This window comes from Streptomyces sp. AA4 (assembly GCF_000158875.1).
In the GTDB taxonomy this organism is placed as follows: Bacteria; Actinomycetota; Actinomycetes; order Mycobacteriales; family Pseudonocardiaceae; genus Amycolatopsis.
Genome location: NZ_GG657746.1, coordinates 6,060,143 through 6,080,030 on the forward strand (window position 1 = coordinate 6,060,143; position 19,888 = coordinate 6,080,030).

Sequence of the window (19,888 nt, forward strand, 5' to 3'; positions counted from 1 at the left end):
GCCCTTCACGGACCATTGGTCTTGAGCGCGGAACCGCTACTTCTTCGGCACGCCCAGCGCCGCCAGCGCCGGGCCGGCCATGATCACGCCGTTGCCGGTCACCGCGTCGAACCCGGGCGCGCCGAGGTCGATCGCGCTCGACACCAGCGCCGTGCGGACCTCCGCCGGGGTCGCGGACGGCTTGCCGGACAGCAGCAGCGCCGCGATCGCCGCCGCGTGCGGGGCCGCCGCCGACGTGCCGAAGAACGGCTGGAAGCCGGTCACCGAGGTGGCCACGCCGTCAGCCGCGGTGATGTCCGGCTTCGCGCGGGTCGCGCCGCCGGTCGAGGACACGTTGCCCGGGGTCAGCTCGGTGCCGTCGGCGTTGTAGAAGAGGTGCCGCTGGCCGTCGGAGGTGAAGCGCTCCCACTTGCTGGCCGAGGTGAACAGGCCCGGGTACGGGCCGGCCGGGTTCGCCGGGTCGCCGGTCTCCAGCGGACGGCCGAACGCGGTCGCCGCCGGGGCCGCCGCCACCGAGAACGCCGCCGCTGCCGCCGAGTGGCCCGAGGTCACGCCCGCGGTGCTGAAGCCCTTGAGCGAACCGGAGTCGACGAACCGGCCGCGGACCACGTTGAGCGCGAAGAACCGGTCCGCGCCGCTGTACTTGACCACCGCGAGGCGGTAGCCCGAGCCCGACGTCGGCACGGTCAGGCTCTCGTACGGGTTCTGCGAACCGTTCTGCGCGTTCGCGCTGGAGGCGACGACGCTGCCGGAAGCGTTGAGCAGGAACAGGTCGTAGTCGTTGGCCGAGCGGCCCCACGGGTCCGACCAGAACAGGGTCACCGGCCTGCCGAGCGAGCCCGGCGAGAGCGGGTCGGTCGTCTGCACGCCGCTGCCCGGGTCGAAGTCGTGCGGGGTGCCGGTGACGCCCGGCAGCGTGGTGCCGGACGAGCGGAAGTCGCCCTCGTAGTAGCCGCTGGTGCCGTCGGTGAGGTTGCCGGAGTTGCCCGCGGAGGAGAAGTAGAGCGCGCCGGCCGCGGTCACGTCGTTGACCGCCTGCGCGACCTGCGTGTCCTGGAACGGCGACTCGTCGAAGTACGCGACGTCGTCGACGATCACGGTGCACTTGCCGGTGGTGCGCAGCGCGCGGATGTTGTCCGCGAAGCTCGACTCGCTGGTGAACGCGGTCGCGAAGCCGAGAGACGCGCCCGGGGCGAGGTCGTGCACGATCTCCAGCATCGCGGTGCCCTCGTCGCCGCTTCCGGCCTGGCCGGGCAGCACGTCGACGGCGGGCAGTTCGCCCGCGTTCTGCGACTTCTGCAGCGAGTTGACGCCGTCGGAAAGCACGCAGACCTTCACGCCGGTGCCGTCCACGCCGTATTGCGTACGCGCGGTGTCGGCGCCGTGGGTCTTGTCCCCTTCGGACACCTGCAGGGCGGTGACGGCTTTCTTGGCCAGCTGCCGCCGCTGCTCGTTCGGCTCGTTCCAGGTCATCGCCTGCGTCGCGGGCTGGACCTGGCGCACGTCACCGCGTGCCGCGATCTTGTCGACCGCGTTGAGCGGCAGCTGGGCGCGAACCGAGCCGTTGGACGAGGTGGACTGCACAGTGCCGCCCGCGGCGCGCACGGCGTTCGCGATCGCGGGGCCCGCCGTGCCCGCGATGTCCACGGACACCGTGCCGGCCTGGGTGACCGGCAGGCCGGTGCGGTAATCCGGCAGCAGCGCGGCGAGCTTGCGGTCGGCCCGCAGGCGCTTCTCCACGACGAGCTGGCTGGACTGCTTCTGCTCGGCCGGGGTGAGGGTCCTCTTGATGCCCTGCAACGCGCTGATCCCGGCCCCGGTGCGCGCGTTGGCCACGTCCGCGGCCGACGGTTGCGCGACGGCGACCCCGCTCCCGGCGAGCACCACCCCGACCGCGAGCGGCACCGAATACGCGGTCACCCGGCTCGTTCTTCTCATGACAACTCCCGTCCTCGCCCCCGGCCACCCACTGTGGTCACGTGAATGTAAAGAGCGACCGCGGCCAAGACCACCGACCAAAGTGGTATCTGTCCGAATGGCCCACCTGGTGAGACTTCCCCGGGCACTTCCCGGCCGGAAACGGAGCTGGCACTCTGCTCCCGTGGCGAACCTGGGGAGGGACTTCGCGCGGCTGTGGGCCGCGTACGCGATCAGCACGGCGGGCAGCACGGTCGGCGCGGGCGCGCTCGGGCTGGTCGCGGTGCTCGTGCTCGACGCTCCGGCGTGGCAGGTTTCCCTGATCACCGCCATCTCGGCGGCCGCCAGCGCGGTACTCGCCTTCCCGCTCGGACCCCGTGTCGAATTCGCCCGGAAACGTCCCGCGATGATCACCGGCGACCTGGTCCGCTGCGCCGCGCTGGCGAGCGTGCCGGTGGCGGCCGCGCTGCATGTGCTGACCATGCCGCAGCTCTACGCGGTCGACATCGTCGTCGCCACCGCCGCGGTCATCTTCTCCGCCGCCAGCGGCGCACACCTCAAAGCCCTCGTCGCGCCGGACGAGCGGGCTGTCGCGTTGAGCCGCTTCGAAAGCACCGACTGGGTCTGCTGGTCCGCCGGACCTCCGTTGGGCGGGGTTTTGATCAGCGGGCTGGGCGCGACCGCGACGATGCTCATCGACGCTTTCTCGTTTCTGCTGTCCGCGCTCGGAATCCGCCGCTTGCGTACGCCGGAACCGCCTCCTGCGGTTGCTTCGGACCATTCGCGGCGAGGCTTCACCGACGGTTGGCGTTTCCTCCTGCGCAGTCCCGAACTGCGGCCGTTGTTCTTCAACTCGGTCTTGTTCAGCGGCGCGGTCCTTTGGGTGACGCCGCTGCAAACCGTGCTGATGCTGCGGGATCTCCGGTTTGCTCCGTGGGAATACGGGCTGGTGCTGGGCGTTCCCTGTCTCGGCGGGCTGCTCGGCGCTCGTCTCGCTCCGCTGCTCAGCTCTCGTTATGGCGCGCGGAAAGTCTTGCGGTGGACCAGTTTCGCGCGCACTCCGTGGCTGCTCGCTGCTCCGTTCGCCTTTCCCGGACCGGCCGGAGTCGTCCTGCTGATCGCCGCCGACTTCGGACTGTTGCTGGCGGCGGGCATCTTCAACCCGACCTACTCGGCGTACCGCCTGTCGCTCATCGACGACGCCGTTCTGACGCGGACGCTCACCGCCTGGTCGACCGGAACCCGTACCGCCAAACCGATTTTCATCACCCTCGGCGGGATCGCGGCCGGGCTGCTCGGCGTGCGGTTTTCCCTGGGGATCGGCGCCGTGCTTTGTCTGCTCAGCGCCGCCGCGTTGCCCGCCCGCCGGGGCGCGTGATCAGTTTTTGTCGGTGGTGCCGGTTACCGTGGCCGGCATGTTCAAGATCGACCGCGCGGCCGCTGCCGACGCCGCCGCGCTCACCGACCTCATGCACGCATCCTCGGCCTACCAGGGCCGGTACGCCTCCATCCTGGAGGGCTACGCCGTCACGCCGGATTACCTTCGCCAGCACCAGGTTCTGGTCGCGCGCGGGCCATCGGGACCAGTGGGATTCGCCGCGCTCGCCGATGCCGAACTGGACCTGTTGTTCGTCGCGGACGAAGCGCAGGGAACCGGAATGGGCGCTCGGCTGGTGCAGCGAATCCTCGATACGGCAAGGGAAAACGGGCTGACCGAGGTGCGCGTGGTGTCGCATCCGCCCGCGGTGAAGTTCTACGAACCCATGGGAGCCCGGCAGGTCGGGACTGTCCCGCCGAAGCCGCCGAGGATCTCGTGGTCCCGGCCGGAGCTGGTGTTCTCGTTGCCCGGAAACGACAGCGCCCCGGCCCGCGAAACCACCGCGGGCCAGGGCGACCGGCGAAGAATCAGAAGTTGATCATATGACCGGCCAGTCCGTGCACCGCTTCCTTGACCGCCTCGCCCAGTGTCGGGTGCGCATGCACGTTGCGCGAAATCTCGTGCACCGTAAGGTCCCACTGCTGCGCCAGCGTCAGCTCCGGCAGCAGCTCCGTCACGTCCGGGCCGATGAGGTGCGCGCCGAGCAGTTCGCCGTACTTCGCGTCGCTCAGCACCTTCACGAAGCCCGCCGCGTCGCCGAGGCCGTGCGCCTTGCCGTTGGCCGTGAACGGGAACTTCGCCACCTGGACGTCAAGGCCCTTCTCGCGCGCCTGTTCCTCGGTCCAGCCGAAGCTCGCGATCTGCGGCTGGCAGTACGTCGCGCGCGGGATCATCACGAAGTCCAGTTCCATGGTCTCCGCGCCGGCGATCGTCTCCGCCGCCACGATGCCCATCGACTCCGACGCGTGCGCCAGCATCAGCTTCGCCGTCACGTCGCCGATCGCGAACAGGTGCGGCACGTTCGTCCGGCCGCGGCCGTCGATCGCGATCGCGCCGCGCTCGGTCAGCTCGACGCCGGTGTTCTCCAGGCCGTAGCCCTCGACGTTCGGCCGGAACCCGATGGCCTGCAACACCTTGTCGGCCTCGAGCACCTGCTGCTCGCCGTCCTTCGACACGGTCACGAGCACCTTGGCTCCCGAGTCGTCGATCGCCTCGACCTTGGTGCCCAGCAGCACCTTGATCCCCAGCTTGCGGTAGCGCTTCGCGAGTTCGGCCGACACCTCGGCGTCCTCGAGCGGCACCATCCGGTCGAGGAACTCGACGATCGTCACGTCCACGCCGTAGTTGCGCAGCACGTACGCGAACTCGACGCCGATCGCGCCTGCCCCGGCGATCACGATGCTGCCCGGCAGCTCGCTTTCCAGGATCTGCTTTTCGTAGGTGACCACGCGCTCGCTGCGCTGCGTGCCCGGCAGCAGCCGCGCAGTCGCACCGGTGGCGATGATGCCGTAGGTGAAGGTGATCCGCTCGCCGTTCACCTCGAGGGTGTTGGCGTCCACGAAGGTGCCGCGACCGTTGTACTCGGTGATCTTGTTCTTCTTCATCAGGAAGTGCACGCCCTTGACGCGCCCGTCCGCGACCTTGCGGCTGCGCTCGTACGCCGCGGTGTAGTCGAACCGGATCTCCCCGTCGGAGGAGATGCCGTAGGTCTTGGCCTCCTCCTTCACCGTGTGCGCGAGCTCGGCGTTGCGCAGCAGCGCCTTCGAAGGAATGCAGCCGACGTTGAGGCACACCCCGCCCCAGTACTTCTCTTCCACGACCGCCACGCTCAGGCCCAGCTGCGAAGCCCGGATCGCCGCGACGTACCCACCGACTCCGGCCCCGAGGACCACCACGTCATAGTCTGCGCTCATACCGTTGAAACTACCTCCCGAGCCCGCGCGGGGCGGCGTGACGGCGCCCGCTTTCGGCTCGGGCGCATCCTCGGCCGGATGATTCCCGGAAAATTCGCCGGAACTGCGCGGACCGTGCGCGCCGAGGTTCCTTCCGGCGCGGCCGGATCGTCCACAGTGGCGCCTTCGCCTGGCGGTACCGCGGAGTCCGCCGGTCAGGCCGGCGGGCGCTCGCCCCGGATCCCGGCCAGCAGCTCCGTCACCGCGGCCATGATCCGCGCCGTGGCCTCCTGGAGCACGTCCCTGGTCAGTTCCCGCTCGCGCAGGTCGCTGAGGTCCACCGGCTCCCCGGCGGCGAACTCGATCTTCCGCCGCGGCAGGACGCGCGGGAACCACGCGCCGGCGGGCAGCAGTTCGTGCGTGCCCCAGTTCGCGACCGGGATCACCGGCGCGCCGGTCTCCAGCGCGACGCGCGCGGCTCCGGTCTTGCCGTTCTTCGCCGGCCAGCCGTCCGGGTCGGCGGAGAAGCCGCCCTCCGGGAAGACCGCCAGGCACTCGCCAGCCCGCACCGCGGCGACGGCGTCGCGGTACGCGCCCGCGGCGGTCGGCGCGCCGCGGTGGACCGGGATGTGCTTGCCCGAACGCATCACCGCCTTGATCACCGGCGCGTTCCACAGGCTCGCCTTCGCGAGGTACCGCGGCACCCGGCCGGAACCGAGGCAGAACGCGGTGAGCGTCGTCGGGTCGGCGTTCGACAGATGGTTGGAGGCCACCACGACCCCGCCCGATTCCGGGATGTTCCGCGCGCCGCGCACGCGGAACCGGCTCGTGACGGCGAGCAGCTGCCACACCACCTCGATCGCGAAGTGGTACCAGGCGCCCCGGCCGGAGCGGGCGAAGCTCCTGCCGTACCTCTGCATGCCGCGGAAGCCGAGCAGCTCCCCTTCGAGCGGGGTCCAGTGGTCCCGGGTCCGGGTGCGCAGCGCCATGAGCGTCATTCGTAGCGGAAGACGCTCCGGTTCGGCGCCGCGCGGGCCCTGGACGCGGCGGGGATCACACCCGCTCGAGCACCACCACGGGGATCTCGCGGTCGGTCTTCTTCTGGTAGTCGTTGTAGGCGGGCCACACCGCGGCGAGCTTGTCCCACAGCCGGGCGCGTTCCTCGCCGGTCGCGGTCCGGGCGCGCGCGGTGAACTTGTCGCCCCACACCTGCACGCGGACCTCGGGGTTCTCCTGCAGGTTCAGGTACCAGCCGGGGTGGTTCGGCGCGCCGCCCTTGGAGGCGACGATCACCGGGTTGCCGTTGTCCTCCTGGTAGATCAGGGCGAACTTGCGGTCCTGGCCCGTCTTGCGGCCCTTCGTGGTGAGCACCAGCGTCGGCACGCCCTCCTGCCAGTCGTGCCCGACCTTCCCGTCGGTCTCCTCGTAACGGCGAACGTGCTCGTCACCGAACAGCATGCGGATTTCCTTTCGTTCGACTTCCGCGCTCGACAGCCCGGACCTGCCCTCCCACCCTGCCGCGAACCGGTCGGTGGCGCTGATCAGCTCGTGCAGCGTGCCCGGTTCGTCGAAGGCGTGCCCGGCGTCGCCGATCATCTTGAGCTCGGCGCCCGGCAGCACCTGTGCGAGTTCCCAGGCCGTGGTGGCGGGAGTGACCACGTCGTACCTGCCCTGCACCAGAACGCACGGGATGCCCGACAGCTTCCCGGCGCCGCGGATCAGCTGGTCCGGGGCGAGCCAGCCGCCGTGCCGGAAGTAGTGGTTCTCGATCCGCGCGATCGCGAGCGCGAACTCCGGCTCGGCGAACGCGGCCACCACCTCTTCCTGCGGGGTGAACTTGACGGTTTCGCCCTCCCACCGGCTCCAGGCGAGCGCGGCGGGCCCGTGCACGTTCGGGTCCGGGTGATTCAGCAGTTCGTGGTACACCTCGAGCAGGTCCCCGCCGCGGCGCGCGTACGGCACCGGCGCGAGGAACCTCGACCACGCCTCCGGGAACAGGCACGCCGCGCCGCCGCCGAAGAGCCACTGCACTTCCTTGAGCCGGAGCGTCGCGACGCCGCGCAGGATCAGCTCGGTCACCCGCTCCGGATGGGTCTCGGCGTAGGCGAGCGCGAGCACGCTCCCCCACGAGCCGCCGAACAGCTGCCAGCGGTCGATGCCGCGGTCCTCGCGCAGCTGTTCCATGTCGGAGACCAGATGCCAGGTCGTGTTCACCGACAGGTCGACGTCCGGCTCGCTGCAGTGCGGCGTGCTCCGGCCGCAGCCGCGCTGGTCGAACAGCACGATCCGGTAGCGCTCCGGGTCGAACAGCCGCCGGTGCCGCGCCGACGCGCCGCCCCCGGGCCCGCCGTGCAGGAACGCGACCGGTTTGCCCTCGGGATTGCCGCATTCCTCCCAGTACAGCGTGTTGCCGTCGCCGACCGGCAGCATCCCGTGGTCGTACGGATCGAGTTCCGGGTACAGACCGAGCATGCAGCCACTATGCCCGACCTCGGTGCCCTCCCGCTGGCGGTCCACTGTGGACGCGCGAACCCCGCAGGAGGGCTCCGGTTAGGCTTCCCTCATGGCGAAGGTACTGGTGGTGGAGGACGACGCGGCGATCGGCAGCGTCCTCGACTCCGCGCTGCGCGGGCACGGCCACACAGTGCAATGGTGCCGGGACGGACGAAGCGCGCTGCGCGAGACCGCGGCCGATCTCGTGCTGCTGGACCTGGGCCTCCCGGACGTGGACGGCGTCGAGGTGTGCCGGCGGCTCCGCTCGGCCCTGCCGGGCGCGGTGCTGGTGATCCTGACCGCGCGGGCGGACGAGATGGACGTCGTGGTCGGGCTGGAGGCCGGGGCCGACGACTACCTCACCAAGCCCATCCGGCTGGCCGAACTGCTCGCCCGGGTGCGCGCGCACCTCCGCCGGGGCGCGCCCGCCGCGCCGTCGACGCCGGTCGTCCGGATCGGCGCGCTGGAGGTCGACATCGCGAGCAGGCGGGTCAGCCTGGGCGGCCGGGAGGTCGTGCTGCGCGCGCGGGAGTTCGACCTGCTCGCGCGGCTGGCCGTCCAGCCGGGCCAGGCGGTGAGCCGGGACACGCTGATGTCCGACGTGTGGGATTCGCACTGGCACGGCTCCACCAAGACGCTCGACGTGCACATCGCCGCGCTGCGCCGGAAGCTCGCCTCGGCGGCCGAGTCGCCGTACGAGGTGCCGCGGATCGCCACCCTGCGCGGGCACGGATACCGGCTAGAGGGGGACTGAACGGGGTGCGCCGCCGGATCGTGACGCTCACCGTCCTCGCGGCGGTCCTGGCCACGAGCCTGTTCGGGCTGCCGCTCGCCATCGGGGCGCTGTGGTACTTCCGCACGCACACCACGTCCGCGCTGGAACGGGCCGCCGACGGCACGGCCGTCGGGGTGTCCGACGCGCTCGCCGCCGGCGAGCCCTTCCAGGTCCCGGAGAACGAGGACGGCGCCGAGGTCGGCGTCTACGACCCGAAGGGCCATCTGCTCGCCGGGGTGGGCCCGCCGACGGCGGACGACGTCGTGCGCGGAGTCACGGCCAGCCGCAGCGACATGCTGAACCAGAAGGTCGGCGACGAGGACGTGCTGGCCGTCCCGGTGCTGACCGGGGCCCGCCTCACCGGCATCGTGCGCGCGGCGCTCCCCCGGTCCGCGCTGACCCGCGACGTCGGCGTCACCTGGCTGGTGATGGCCGGCTGCGCGATCGGCGCGGTGCTCGCGAGCTGGCTGGTCGCCCGGCGCATCGCCGCACGGCTGACCCGCCCGCTGGAGGACCTGGCGTGCGCCGCGGCCCGGCTGGGCGAGGGCGACTTCTCCGCCCGGTCCCGGCGCTCGGCGATCCCGGAAATCGACCGCGTCGGCGCGGCACTGGACGTCACCGCGACCCGCATCGGCGAAACGCTGGAACGGGAACGCGCCTTCTCCGCCGAGGCGTCGCACCAGCTCCGCACCCCGCTGGCCGGCTTGCGCCTGCAGCTGGAGTCCGCCCTGGAAACCCCCGGCCGCGACCCGTACGCGGCCATCCGCGCCGGCATCACCGCCGCCGACCGGCTGGAAAGGACCGTCGAAGACCTGCTCGCGCTGTCCCGGGAACGCCGCTCCCCGCGCGACGAACTGGACCTGCCCGCCCTGCTGGCGGAGCTGCGCGACGTCCCCCTGCCCGACCACCGCGAACTGCGCCTGGAAATCACCGACCCGCCGCCCGCCCGCGCCTCGGCCCCCGCGGTCCGCCAGGTACTGGCAGTCCTGCTGGACAACGCGGTGAACCACGGCGAAGGCACGATCACCGTCCGAGCCCGCGACGCCGGCGGCGCCCTGGCCGTGGACGTCGTCGACGAAGGCCCGGACCTGGGCGAGCGCGACCCGTTCTCCGACCACACCCCCGGCGGACACGGAATAGGCCTCCGCCTGGCAAGAAGCCTGGCCGAAGCCGAAGGAGGCCGCCTCCGCCTGTCGCGCCCCGATCCGCCGACGTTCACGCTGCTGCTTCCGGAAGCACCCTCCTCCTGACCCGGTTTCCGGAAGCGGGGTGCCTTCGTTCGCGCCGCCGACCTGCTCAGCGGGCGACCGGACCAGCCCGCAACTCCTCGCCCGCTGCGCGCTGCGGAGGCCTACCCACCGAGCCGACGCACCGCAGCCGGGACTTGGCGGTGCCTCGTCCATCGCACCGAGCCTTCCCTCTCTGACCCGCGAGCGCGCACCGCCGCGCGTTCGTGCCTCCGTTCCCACCCGTCCCGCAGCCGAATGACGCGATGCACCGCGGCTCCGCGTCCGGCACCCAGCCGTGCCCGGGCCCGCGACTCCAGGACGTCCGGTCTCCATCGGCCCCGCTGCCGAAACCTGGAGCGCCACTACCCCGCTGTCCGGCATCCGAGTTTCGCCCGGTGCCCGCAGCTCCACGTCACCCCGCCCCAGCCGAACTTGCGATGCCCCGGCCACCTCGGCAGTGCCCGGAACCGGCGGTTCCAAAGCCGTCCCACCTCTATCCGCCCGGCCGCCGCACCCGGCACCCGCCCGGCATCCGCAGCCCCCAACCCCGCCCATCCCGCCTGACCTGCGCAGGCGAACCCGCAGCCGAACCCGCGACGCCCCAGCACCACCACATCCGGCACCCCGACCGCACCTGGTGCCGCGACCCCACGCCCGTCCGCCCCGCAAAACAAACCGACTGCACCCGGGCCCCAGCCCCGCCCGACATCCGCAGCGCTCAACCCCGCCCAGCCCGCCGGACCTGCGCAGGCAAACCCGCAGCCGAAACCCGCGACGCCCAGCGCCACCACATCCGGCACCCCGGCCGCACCTCGTGCCGTGACCCCACGCCCGTCCGCCCCCAAACAAACCCACCGCACCCGACACCCAGCCACGCCCGCCATCCGCAACGCTCAACCCCGCCCAGCCCGCCCGACCTGCGCAGCCAAACCCGCCGCCGAAGGCCCCCATCCCCGATCACTTACAGTCAGGAACGGCCTGCGAGCCCACCCGGCCCAGGCAGTGTCCCCGCCGAAACCGACTCCGAGAGCGCAATGAATCACCCCTCACCTCCGTTTTTCCACAACAGATCTCGGTTCTCGGGGCAATTTTCGATCGATACCGTGGCTCGAAGTCGACAGTGCCGTCACAATCCATCGCTAGGAGCCGCCCGGTGAGCACCACCTCGTCCAGTCCTGCGCGCGGGAGGCTCGCTTCGGCGATGCTGCGCCGCAAGCCGGTCACCGATCTGGTCGCCGAGGCCGATCACGGGCCGCTCAAGCGGTCGCTCGGGCTCAGTCAGCTGACCATGCTCAGCATCGGGGCCACCCTGGGCAGCGGGATCTTCGTGGTGCTCGGCGAAGCCGTTCCGGTGGCCGGGCCCGCGGTCGTGGTTTCGTTCGTGCTCGCCGGGATCACCGCGTTGTTCTCCGCGCTTTCCTACGCCGAGCTGGCGGGCATGATCCCGCTCTCCGGCTCCTCGTACTCCTACGCGTACGCGACGCTCGGCGAGCTGGTCGCCTGGGTGTGCGGCTGGTGCCTGGTGCTGGAGTACGGCGTCTCGGTCGCGTCGGTCGCGGTCGGGTGGGGGCAGTACGTCAACGAACTGCTGCACCTGGCGTTCGGCGTCACGCTGCCGGACGCGCTCAGCGGGCCCCCGGGCGACGGCGGGCTGGTCAACATTCCGGCGATCGTCGTGGTGCTGCTGGCGATGGTGCTGCTGCTGTCCGGCGCGAAGGAAAGCGCGCGGGCCAACGCGATCATGGTCGTCGTGAAGATCGGCACGCTGATCTTGTTCTGCGCCATCGCGTTCACCGCCGTCCGGGCGCAGAACTTCACGCCGTTCCTGCCGCTCGGGCTGGCCGGGATGAGCGCCGGCGGGGCGAAGTTGTTCTTCTCCTACATCGGGTTCGACGCCGCGTCCACCGCCGGCGAGGAGGCGCGCGATCCGCAGCGCGACCTGCCGCGCGCGATTCTGCTGTCGCTGGCCATCGTGACCGTTCTCTACTGCCTCGTCGCGGTCGCCGCGATCGGGGCGCTGCCCTGGCAGGAGTTCGGCGACAAACAAGCCGCGCTGTCGCACGTGCTCACCACGATCTCCGGCAACCCGCTCTGGGCGATCCTGCTCGCGATCGGCGCGATCGTGGCGATCTCCAGCGTCGTGCTGACCGTCCTTTACGGACAGACGCGGATCCTCTTCGCCATGTCGCGCGACGGGCTCGTGCCGAAATCGCTGTCCGCCGTGCATCCGAAAACCGGCGTGCCGCGCACCAACACGCTCGTGGTGTCGGGATTCGTCGCGGTGCTCGCCGCGTTCATCCCGCTCGGCAAGCTCGCCGACGCCACCAGCATCGGGACGCTGTTCGCCTTCGGACTGGTCAACGTCGCCGTGCTGATCCTGCGCAAGCGCCGCCCGGAGGCGCAGCGCTCCTTCCGGGTGCCGTTCTCGCCGGTCACGCCGATCCTCGGAGTGCTCTGCTGCGCCTACATGATGTTCAGCCTCGACGGGGCGACCTGGATCGTGTTCGGCGCGTGGATGCTGCTCGGCCTCGTCATCTACTTCGGCTACAGCATCCGGCGCTCCCGGCTGGCGGAGACCGTCCGATGATCATCGCTGTCCACCAAGGACCGCACGACCGGCTGCCCGAGGCGATGGCCGCGGCGGCGGAGCGCGGCGCTGAACTGGTCGTGACCGCTGAAATGGGTACCACCGGCTACAACATCGGTGCGGAAGCGGTCGCCGAGTTGGCGGAACCAGCGGACGGGCCGCGCGCGGCCGAGCTGGGCGCGTTGGCGGCCAAGCACCAGATCGGGTTGGTCTACGGCTACCCCGAGCGCGACGGCGACGCGGTGTACAACTCGGCGCAATTGCTTTCCGCACAAGGGGAACGGCTCGCGAACTACCGCAAGACCCACCTGTTCGGCGACCTCGACCGCGATCAGTTCTCCCCTGGTGACGAGCCGGTGGTGCAGGCCGACTTCAACGGCCTCCGCACCGGTCTGCTGATCTGTTACGACGTCGAGTTCCCCGAGCTGGTCCGCGCGCACGCGCTCGCGGGCACGGACCTGCTGCTCGTCCCCACCGCGCTGATGCGGCCGTACGAGCGCGTCGCCGACCTGCTCATTCCGGTTCGGGCGCACGAAAGCCAGCTGTACATCGTGTACGCGAACCGCTGCGACACCGAAGGCGAACTCACCTACTGCGGACGCTCGACAGTCGCGTCTCCGGACGACGTCGTCGCGAAGGCCGGGCCGGGCGAAGAGCTGCTCTTCGCCGAACTCGACCCCGCTGCGCTCGCTCAAGCACGAGCCGAAACTCCGTACCTGGCCGACCGACGGCCGTCGCTGTACCGCTCTCTCACCGAAGGACCCCGGGCATGACCTCCGCAGTTCCCGCCGCGATCCACGCCGAGGAACCCGCCGGCCGGCCGATCACGATGTTCGGCCCCGATTTCCCGTTCGCCTACGACGATTACCTCGCGCATCCGGCCGGGCTCGGCAGCGTGCCGGAGGAGGTGCACGGCACCGAGGTCGCGGTCATCGGCGGCGGCCTCTCCGGCATCGTGGCCGCCTACGAGCTGATGAAACTCGGGCTGCGGCCGGTCGTGTACGAGATCGACGGCATCGGCGGACGGCTGCGCACGCACCACTTCCCCGGGCTGCCCGACGACGTGGTCGCCGAGATGGGCGCGATGCGGTTCCCGCCGTCGTCGACTTCGCTGTTCCACTACATCGACAAGGCCGGGCTGGAAACCACGCCGTTCCCGAACCCGCTTTCGCCCGCTACGCCGAGCACGGTTGTCGACCTCAAGGGCCACAGCCATTACGCGCGCACGCCGGAAGATCTGCCCGAGGTATACGGCGAAGTGGCGCGAGCATGGCAGCGGACACTCGACGAGCACGCGTCGTTCGCCGAGATGCAGACCGCGATCCGCAATCGCGACGCCGCGACGGTCAAAAAGATCTGGAACGAGCTGGTGCCCCGGCTCGACAACCAGACCTTCTACGGATTCCTGTGCGATTCCCCGGCGTTTTCCTCGTTCCGGCACCGGGAGATCTTCGGCCAGGTCGGATTCGGCACCGGCGGCTGGGACACCGACTTCCCGAACTCGATTCTCGAAATCCTCCGCGTGGTCTATACCGGCGCGGACGACGACCACCGCAGCATCGTCGGCGGCAGCGGGCAGCTCCCGAAGCGGCTGTGGGAGCACGTCCCGGAGAAGCTCGCGCACTGGCCGTCCGGCACGAATCTGGCTTCCCTGCACGAAAACGGGCAGCCGCGGCCGGGCGTCACGCGGCTGCACCGGACCGCGCCGAACAACGTCACCGTCACCGACGCCTCCGGCCACATCCGCACGTTCGGCGCCGCGGTGTTCACCGCGCAGAGCTGGATGCTGCTGTCGAAGATCGAATGCGACGAGGCGCTGTTCCCGATCGACCACTGGACGGCCATCGAGCGCACGCACTACATGGCCTCCTCCAAGGTGTTCGTTCCGGTCGACCGCCCGTTCTGGCTCGACCGCGACCCGGTCACCGGCCGCGACACGATGAGCATGACGCTGACCGACCGGATGCCGCGCGGCACTTACCTTCTCGGCGACGACCCGGACCGGCCCGCGGTGATCTGCCTGTCCTACACGTGGGCCGACGATTCGCTGAAGTGGCTGCCGCTTTCCGTGTCCGACCGCGTCGAGGTGATGCTGCAGTCGCTGCGCGAGATCTACCCCGGCGTCGACGTGCGGCGGCACATCGTGGGCGACCCGGTGACCGTGTCGTGGGAAGCCGAACCGCATTTCATGGGCGCGTTCAAGGCGAACCTGCCCGGGCATTACCGGTACCAGCACCGCCTTTTCACGCACTTCGTGCAGGATTCACTGCCCGAGCGCTATCGCGGTTTGTTCCTTGCGGGCGACGACATTTCGTGGACCGCGGGCTGGGCCGAGGGCGCCGTGCAGACCGCGCTCAACGCGGTATGGGGCGTGCAGCGGCACTTCGGCGGCGCGAGCGATCCGGCGAATCCCGGTCCGGGAGACCGTTTCGCGGACCTCGCGCCGATCGCGCTTCCGGACTGACCGGGTCGTCAACCCATACCGCGCGGTAGCAGCCGAACGTGTTTCCGCCGCGACATTCCGCCCGGTCAATCCGCCTTACTGAACCGATCATGCCAAACTGATGCCATGAGCACCGATCCGGCGCCGAAGTGGCGGCGACTCGAACCGGACGAACGCAAAGAGCAGATCTACGCCTGTGCGGCGCGACTGTTCGGCGAACGACCGTATTCGGAAGTGTCCACTTCGGACATCGCGGCCGAGGCAGGCGTGGCCCGCGGACTGATCAATCATTATTTCGGAACAAAAAGGGAGTTGTACCTCGAAATCGTTCGGCGTGCGCTTACTGTGCCGCGGATTGCGGTGCAGATTCTGCCGGACGGCCCGCTGGAAGTACGCGCGGACGCCGCCATCGACTGGCTGCTCGACATGGTGCGCGGGCAGGAGAAGCTGTGGCTCGCCGCGATCGCGCCGGAGGGCATCGGCCGCGATCCGGAGGTGGACCGGATCGTCGCCGAAGCCGACCGCGCGTCGGCGGACCGCGTCCTCGAGGCGGTCGGGCTGTCCCGCGACAGCGCGCACGGCGAGGAACTGAACGCCGCGGTGCGCGCGTTCGCCGGCATGGTGAAGGCGGCGGGCCGCGAATGGCTCGTGCACCGCTCGCTGGACCGGCGCCAGGTGCACACGCTGCTGACCATGTCGCTCGTGACCGTAGTCGGCCAGGTCTTCCCCGCGATCCAGCATCCGCCCCAGCACTGAAACACCGGAAGGAGAACCCCCGGCACCACGAGGGGGGAGGAAAGTGCCGGGGGCCCCTTCCGGAGGCGAGGCCCCCGGTAGCTGTCCACGCTACGCCGGGAAAGCGTCGAATCGGTGTCGGTCGGCGCAGCGGCGGCCCGACTTTTCACCACGACCACGCGGACGGCCCAGCGCGGCGGCCCCGGCGGAGCAATTTCGCGAATTTCAGCCCCGCAGCCCGGCCAATCGGCAGGCGAGCCCGTCGATGCAGCTGCGGATCGCGAAGTCGAACAGCCGCGGATGGTAGCCGGTCGCGGCCTCGGGATCGGAGAGCAGCTCCTGCATCGCGCGGCCGTGCGCGGCCATGCCGGGGAGGTCCTCGCGGTCGCGGAAGGACGCGTACTCCTCGGTGTTGTCCAGGCGCAATCCGAGGCTGCAGTCCCGGTCGTCCTCCAGCGCGACGTACTGGCACGCGGTGGTCGTGAGCATCGTGTAGGCGAGCGAGCTCTCGTCGCCGAAGCCCGCGTCCAGCAGGATCCGCACGCCGCGCTCCACCGTGGGCGTGGCCGCGGCCACCGACGGGCCGAACGACGCCATCCGGCGCGCCGTGCCCGGATGTTTGCGCAGCACCTCGCGCAGGCCGGTGAGCAGTTCGACGAACCAGTCCTGCCAGGCCAGGTTTTCGTCCGGCAGCCGCAGCTGGCCGACGACCCGGTCGAGCACCGCGCACACCACCGCGTCGCGATCGCCGACGTGGTGGTAGACGACGGCCGGGTACGCGCCGATCGCGGCGGCCAGCTGCCGCAGCGTCCAGTTCTCCAGGCCGCGTTCGACGGTGAGCTTCACCGCCGCGTCGACCACCTTCTTCGCGGTGACCGCGGGCAGCCCGGCCGCGGAACGGGACCGGGCGCGCTGTCCGGCACGCGGAGTCGGCATGCCGTGCACCGTAACCGGAGCCCCGCCGGCTCGGCCACACGCGGTTCCGCGCTGCGGCATGATCGGGGCATGCCACGCGCTCAGGCCAACGGCCTCGAACTCGAGTACGACACGTTCGGCGATCCGGCCGCCCCGCCGGTCGTGCTGGTGATGGGACTCGGCGCCCAGATGATCACCTGGGAGGAGGGGTTCTGCGAGCTGCTCGCGAGCCGGGGCTTCCACGTGGTGCGCTTCGACAACCGCGACGCGGGCCTGTCCACCTGGTTCGACGAACTCGGCACGCCGGACCTCGCCGGGATCATGGCGGGCACGGCCCCGGCGCCGTACCTGCTCTCGGACCTCGCCGACGACACCGTCGGCCTGTTCGACGCGCTCGGTTTCGCGAAAGCGCACCTCGTCGGCGCGTCGATGGGCGGGATGGTCGCGCAGCAGGTCGCGATCGACCATCCGGACCGGCTGCTGAGCCTGACGTCGATCATGTCGACGACCGGCGACCCCTCGGTCGGCCAGGTCTCGCCCGCCGCGTTGGAGACGCTGACCAGGCCGGCGCCGGAAACTCGCGAGGAGCAGATCGAGCAGAGCGTCGCGAACTACCGCGTGACGGGCTCGCCGGGTTATCCGGCCACCGAGGAATACCTGCGGCGCAAGGCAACCCGGAACTACGACCGGGCACGGCATCCGGTCGGGATGCAGCGGCAGGCCGCCGCCGTCGTCGCGTCGGGCGACCGTACTGAACGACTGCACGACGTCCGGGTGCCGACCGTCGTGCTGCACGGCGACTCCGACGTGATGATCGACGTCAGCGGCGGGAAGGCCACCGCGGCGGCGATCCCGGACGCGGAACTGGTCATCGTCCCGGGCATGGGACACGACCTGCCGGAGCCGCTGTGGCCGGAGATCGTGGCCGCGATCGTCCGCGCGGCTGCCCGGGCCTGACGAGGTCAAGAAGCCGTCAATAACGACCGCCGGGGCGTACGGAACTTGTCCGCGCGTCCAGTACTCCGCGCCCGCGCGGGGTGCCATGGGGCATGCGTACTGAAGAACGGCTGGCCGGCGGATTCGGTTTTCCGCTCGGTTGTGTGGCGGTGGTGGCGGCTGCGAGCGCGGCGAGGCTCGCCGCGGCGCATCCCGGTTTTGCCGTGGGGGCCGTCGGGCTCGCGGTCGGCGCAGTGGCAGTGCTCACGACTCCCCTCGCCGCGGCCGGGGTGGCGACGGTGGGGTGGGCGGTGCTGTCCGGCTTCGCGTACGGCCGGTCCGGGTCCCTGGTTTTCACCGCGGCGACCGGGTGGGCCGCGGCGATCTTGGCTGGTGCGGCGGGGTTCGGGCTGGTCGCCGGGGCCGGATGGCGGGCGGTTCAGCGGGTTCGCCCGGTCTTCGCGGAGGCTGTCGTGCCGGAGCCGCGGCAGGCTGCCGAATCGGGCCACCGCCGGGTGGCGTCACTCTGAAATGGCTCGCCAAGGTGCGCTAAGGGCGCCAGGCTGGCGGGGTATCACGTCGTCACCTTCGGAGGTCAGCCATGAGTGAAGCGCAACCGGCACCCAGCGACGGGGAGGGCGACGTCAAGCGGCAGTTCCGCGAGGCTCTGGAGCGGAAGCAAGCCAAGGCTCGGGAGGGGGCTGCCCACGAGAACGGCGGGCAGCAGAGCCAGCACGCGCACGGGCCTGCGGCCAACAAGCGGACTTTTCGGCGGAAGAGCGGCTGATTGCCGCTGTTCGGGGTGTGCGTGGGGCACCCCGAAGCTTGATTGTGCTGACGGTTCGGGGGTGCTTGTCAAGGCGGGAAAGATGCCTTGACAAGCACCCCCGAACCGCAGGGCGGCTTCGTATCAGGGTTGGGGGAAGGCTGGGTGCCCCCGGTGCTTGAGTGCAGCGGCTGCGGTTTGTTGCGCGGCTGCGGTGCGTGGTTGCTTTGAGCGGAGCGGCGTGCGGGGCTTGCGCCCCAATGTGGCATTGGGTGCATGTGACGCACCCAATGTGGCGTTCGGTGCGTCTGACGCACCCAATGCCACATTGGGGCGCATCCCGGGCGGCGACGGGCGGGTCGTGAGGGGAACCCTCAGGGACTCAGAGTCCCCTTGAACTGCGCCCCGGAAGTTGGACTGGGAATCCAGTTCCAGCTGTCCGGGGAGTGGTTCGTTGCATCCACGCAGTTCGTTGTCTGAGTGGCAGCGGGCGTCCGCTGTTGCGTTGTTCGAGGACGGGTATGGCGCGAAGGCCGTGGCGTCCCGGTTGGGGGTGTCGGCGGGTGCCGTGCGACGCTTGCGTGATCGTTGGAGGCTGCGGAGCGCGGGAGCGCTGATGGACAAGCCAGGCAGGCGGTCGTTCGCGTTCGAGTTCAAGCTGGAGGTCGTGCGCCGGTATGTCGGCGGCGAGGCGACCGCGGCCGAGCTGGCGCGCGAGCACGGGCTGTCCTCGCCCAAACTCGTGGAGAACTGGGCGCGGGCGTATCGGCGCGAGGGAGAGGACGCGTTGCGGCCCAAGCCGAAAGGCCGTCCGCCCGGTGTCGCGGACTCGCCGGGTCCCGGCGAGCTGGAGCGGTTGCGGGCGGAGAACCTGCGGCTGTCGGCGGAGAACGCCTACCTAAAAAAATTGCGGGCCTTGAGGGAGCAGGGGCGAGGGTGAAAACCCAGGCCGTCGCCGCCCTCAAGGCCGACTATCCGCTGCCGGTGCTGCTGGCGGTCGCGGGCCTGGCCCGGTCGACGTTCTTCTACCACCAGGCCCGGCCCGACCGGCCCGACCCGCACGCCGGGCTCAAGGCCGCGATCGCCGAGGCGTTCGAGGCCGCCCGCGGCCGCTACGGGCACCGGCGGATCCACACGGTCCTGGCCCGCGCCGGCTGGCGGGTGGCGAAGAAAACCGTGCTCGCGCTGATGAACGCCCTCGGCCTGGTCTGCCAGGTCCGGCGGCCGCGCCGGCGCCGGTCCTGGCCCGGCCGGCCCGGCACGGCCGCCGAGAACCTGCTCAACCGCGAGTTCGGCGCCGAGGCCCCGGACACCAAATGGGTCACCGACGTGACCGAGTTCCGCATCGGCGACCGCAAGGTCTACCTCTCGCCCGTGATCGACCTGTTCGACCGGTCCGTGATCGCCTACGCCTGCGGGCCGTCCCCGACGCTGGAGCTGACGAACTCCTCGCTGCGCGCCGCGATCGCGACCCTGCCCGCCGGAGCCCGCCCGCTGGTGCACTCCGACCAGGGCTTCCAGTACCGGCACGCCTCCTGGCGCTCCCTGCTCGCCGACGCCGGCCTGACCCAGTCGATGTCCCGGCGAGCCACCTGCCTGGACAACGCCGTCGCCGAGAACTTCTTCGGCCACCTCAAAGAAGAACTCTTCCACCACACCAAGTTCGACACCGTCGACACGTTCATCACGGCACTGCACGACTACATCGACTGGTACAACACCACCCGCATCTCCACCACGCTCCAAGGCCTGAGCCCGGCCGAATACCGGGCCCAGACCCTCGCCGCCTAACCTCTACATAACCAGTCCAACTTCCGGGGCC

General features: G+C 70.6%; 18 protein-coding genes and 1 pseudogene. 14 read left to right on the top strand and 5 right to left on the bottom strand.

Annotated features, from left to right (window positions below; genetic code table 11):
* Positions 1 to 36 precede the first annotated feature (36 nt).
* The gene (locus SSMG_RS27720) at positions 37 to 1,938 is read right to left on the bottom strand and encodes a S8 family serine peptidase (protein WP_009081462.1); all 1,902 of its coding nucleotides are present in this window, start codon (positions 1,936 to 1,938) and stop codon (positions 37 to 39) included.
* 163 nt (positions 1,939 to 2,101) lie between these two features.
* Between SSMG_RS27720 and SSMG_RS27725 the strand changes: the two genes are divergently transcribed.
* Positions 2,102 to 3,295 carry an MFS transporter gene (locus SSMG_RS27725; protein ID WP_037715070.1) on the top strand — a complete coding sequence of 398 codons (1,194 nt, stop codon included), beginning with the start codon at positions 2,102 to 2,104 and terminating at the stop codon, positions 3,293 to 3,295.
* 37 nt (positions 3,296 to 3,332) lie between these two features.
* Positions 3,333 to 3,833 (top strand): GNAT family N-acetyltransferase, encoded by a 501-nt coding sequence (locus SSMG_RS27730; RefSeq protein WP_009081466.1) that lies wholly within the window; start codon positions 3,333 to 3,335, stop codon positions 3,831 to 3,833.
* Here the strand turns inward: SSMG_RS27730 and lpdA are convergent.
* The 3 genes from lpdA to pip all read right to left on the bottom strand — a co-directional run bounded on the left by lpdA (position 3,823) and on the right by pip (position 7,659).
* Positions 3,823 to 5,208 carry a dihydrolipoyl dehydrogenase gene (lpdA, locus tag SSMG_RS27735; RefSeq protein ID WP_037715073.1) on the bottom strand — a complete coding sequence of 462 codons (1,386 nt, stop codon included), beginning with the start codon at positions 5,206 to 5,208 and terminating at the stop codon, positions 3,823 to 3,825. The genes SSMG_RS27730 and lpdA overlap by 11 nt on opposite strands.
* Before the next feature lie 194 nt (positions 5,209 to 5,402).
* Complete coding sequence (locus SSMG_RS27740; RefSeq protein ID WP_037718087.1) at positions 5,403 to 6,176, bottom strand: 1-acyl-sn-glycerol-3-phosphate acyltransferase; 774 nt, start codon at positions 6,174 to 6,176, stop codon at positions 5,403 to 5,405.
* A 64-nt stretch (positions 6,177 to 6,240) separates the two neighbouring features.
* The gene (gene pip, locus SSMG_RS27745) at positions 6,241 to 7,659 is read right to left on the bottom strand and encodes a prolyl aminopeptidase (RefSeq protein WP_009081472.1); all 1,419 of its coding nucleotides are present in this window, start codon (positions 7,657 to 7,659) and stop codon (positions 6,241 to 6,243) included.
* A 91-nt stretch (positions 7,660 to 7,750) separates the two neighbouring features.
* Here pip and SSMG_RS27750 point away from each other — a divergent pair, with 91 nt between their 5' ends.
* From SSMG_RS27750 to SSMG_RS27775, 6 genes are all read left to right on the top strand, one after another.
* Complete coding sequence (locus tag SSMG_RS27750) at positions 7,751 to 8,434, top strand: response regulator transcription factor (RefSeq protein WP_009081473.1); 684 nt, start codon at positions 7,751 to 7,753, stop codon at positions 8,432 to 8,434.
* A 20-nt stretch (positions 8,435 to 8,454) separates the two neighbouring features.
* The gene (locus tag SSMG_RS27755; protein WP_199786004.1) at positions 8,455 to 9,705 is read left to right on the top strand and encodes a HAMP domain-containing sensor histidine kinase; all 1,251 of its coding nucleotides are present in this window, start codon (positions 8,455 to 8,457) and stop codon (positions 9,703 to 9,705) included.
* A 1,180-nt stretch (positions 9,706 to 10,885) separates the two neighbouring features.
* Positions 10,886 to 12,271, top strand: a complete 1,386-nt coding sequence (locus tag SSMG_RS27760) for an amino acid permease (RefSeq protein WP_037715075.1) — start codon at positions 10,886 to 10,888, stop codon at positions 12,269 to 12,271.
* Entirely contained in the window at positions 12,268 to 13,044 is a 777-nt protein-coding gene (locus SSMG_RS27765) for a carbon-nitrogen hydrolase family protein (protein WP_009081477.1), read from the top strand. Before SSMG_RS27760 ends, SSMG_RS27765 begins: the two co-directional genes overlap by 4 nt.
* Entirely contained in the window at positions 13,041 to 14,735 is a 1,695-nt protein-coding gene (locus tag SSMG_RS27770) for an NAD(P)/FAD-dependent oxidoreductase (RefSeq protein ID WP_009081478.1), read from the top strand. Before SSMG_RS27765 ends, SSMG_RS27770 begins: the two co-directional genes overlap by 4 nt.
* A gap of 105 nt (positions 14,736 to 14,840) precedes the next feature.
* Positions 14,841 to 15,470, top strand: a complete 630-nt coding sequence (locus SSMG_RS27775; protein ID WP_037715077.1) for a TetR/AcrR family transcriptional regulator — start codon at positions 14,841 to 14,843, stop codon at positions 15,468 to 15,470.
* A 204-nt stretch (positions 15,471 to 15,674) separates the two neighbouring features.
* Here SSMG_RS27775 and SSMG_RS27780 read toward each other — a convergent pair whose 3' ends face one another.
* Positions 15,675 to 16,385, bottom strand: a complete 711-nt coding sequence (locus SSMG_RS27780) for a TetR/AcrR family transcriptional regulator (RefSeq protein WP_009081480.1) — start codon at positions 16,383 to 16,385, stop codon at positions 15,675 to 15,677.
* 69 nt (positions 16,386 to 16,454) lie between these two features.
* Between SSMG_RS27780 and SSMG_RS27785 the strand changes: the two genes are divergently transcribed.
* The 6 genes and pseudogenes from SSMG_RS27785 to SSMG_RS27800 all read left to right on the top strand — a co-directional run bounded on the left by SSMG_RS27785 (position 16,455) and on the right by SSMG_RS27800 (position 19,857).
* A complete protein-coding gene (locus SSMG_RS27785; protein WP_009081481.1) occupies positions 16,455 to 17,321 on the top strand; it encodes an alpha/beta fold hydrolase in 867 nt (288 codons plus the stop codon).
* A gap of 92 nt (positions 17,322 to 17,413) precedes the next feature.
* Positions 17,414 to 17,830 carry a hypothetical protein gene (locus SSMG_RS27790; protein WP_009081482.1) on the top strand — a complete coding sequence of 139 codons (417 nt, stop codon included), beginning with the start codon at positions 17,414 to 17,416 and terminating at the stop codon, positions 17,828 to 17,830.
* 71 nt (positions 17,831 to 17,901) lie between these two features.
* On the top strand, positions 17,902 to 18,087 hold the full coding sequence (locus tag SSMG_RS43845; protein ID WP_078560919.1) for a DUF5302 domain-containing protein: 186 nt from the start codon (positions 17,902 to 17,904) through the stop codon (positions 18,085 to 18,087).
* A gap of 484 nt (positions 18,088 to 18,571) precedes the next feature.
* Positions 18,572 to 18,643: pseudogene (locus SSMG_RS47755) on the top strand (hypothetical protein); the annotation flags it as partial.
* A 39-nt stretch (positions 18,644 to 18,682) separates the two neighbouring features.
* Positions 18,683 to 19,006 (top strand): helix-turn-helix domain-containing protein, encoded by a 324-nt coding sequence (locus SSMG_RS47230; RefSeq protein ID WP_234392755.1) that lies wholly within the window; start codon positions 18,683 to 18,685, stop codon positions 19,004 to 19,006.
* Positions 19,003 to 19,857: an IS3 family transposase gene (locus SSMG_RS27800; protein WP_009077419.1), complete on the top strand. Its 855-nt coding sequence runs from the start codon at positions 19,003 to 19,005 to the stop codon at positions 19,855 to 19,857. The genes SSMG_RS47230 and SSMG_RS27800 overlap by 4 nt, the downstream gene beginning before the upstream one ends.
* The last annotated feature ends 31 nt before the right edge of the window (positions 19,858 to 19,888 follow it).

Excerpts from the sequence above, each read along its gene's own strand:
- SSMG_RS27720 (WP_009081462.1), bottom strand. The coding sequence starts at position 1,938 with ATGAGAAGAACGAGCCGGGTGACCGCGTATTCGGTGCCGCTCGCGGTC.
- SSMG_RS27730 (WP_009081466.1), top strand. The coding sequence starts at position 3,333 with ATGTTCAAGATCGACCGCGCGGCCGCTGCCGACGCCGCCGCGCTCACC.
- lpdA (WP_037715073.1), bottom strand. The coding sequence starts at position 5,208 with ATGAGCGCAGACTATGACGTGGTGGTCCTCGGGGCCGGAGTCGGTGGG.
- SSMG_RS27740 (WP_037718087.1), bottom strand. The coding sequence starts at position 6,176 with ATGGCGCTGCGCACCCGGACCCGGGACCACTGGACCCCGCTCGAAGGG.
- pip (WP_009081472.1), bottom strand. The coding sequence starts at position 7,659 with ATGCTCGGTCTGTACCCGGAACTCGATCCGTACGACCACGGGATGCTG.
- SSMG_RS27750 (WP_009081473.1), top strand. The coding sequence starts at position 7,751 with ATGGCGAAGGTACTGGTGGTGGAGGACGACGCGGCGATCGGCAGCGTC.
- SSMG_RS27760 (WP_037715075.1), top strand. The coding sequence starts at position 10,886 with ATGCTGCGCCGCAAGCCGGTCACCGATCTGGTCGCCGAGGCCGATCAC.
- SSMG_RS27765 (WP_009081477.1), top strand. The coding sequence starts at position 12,268 with ATGATCATCGCTGTCCACCAAGGACCGCACGACCGGCTGCCCGAGGCG.
- SSMG_RS27770 (WP_009081478.1), top strand. The coding sequence starts at position 13,041 with ATGACCTCCGCAGTTCCCGCCGCGATCCACGCCGAGGAACCCGCCGGC.
- SSMG_RS27775 (WP_037715077.1), top strand. The coding sequence starts at position 14,841 with ATGAGCACCGATCCGGCGCCGAAGTGGCGGCGACTCGAACCGGACGAA.
- SSMG_RS27780 (WP_009081480.1), bottom strand. The coding sequence starts at position 16,385 with ATGCCGACTCCGCGTGCCGGACAGCGCGCCCGGTCCCGTTCCGCGGCC.
- SSMG_RS27785 (WP_009081481.1), top strand. The coding sequence starts at position 16,455 with ATGCCACGCGCTCAGGCCAACGGCCTCGAACTCGAGTACGACACGTTC.
- SSMG_RS27790 (WP_009081482.1), top strand. The coding sequence starts at position 17,414 with ATGCGTACTGAAGAACGGCTGGCCGGCGGATTCGGTTTTCCGCTCGGT.
- SSMG_RS43845 (WP_078560919.1), top strand. The coding sequence starts at position 17,902 with ATGAGTGAAGCGCAACCGGCACCCAGCGACGGGGAGGGCGACGTCAAG.
- SSMG_RS47230 (WP_234392755.1), top strand. The coding sequence starts at position 18,683 with ATGGACAAGCCAGGCAGGCGGTCGTTCGCGTTCGAGTTCAAGCTGGAG.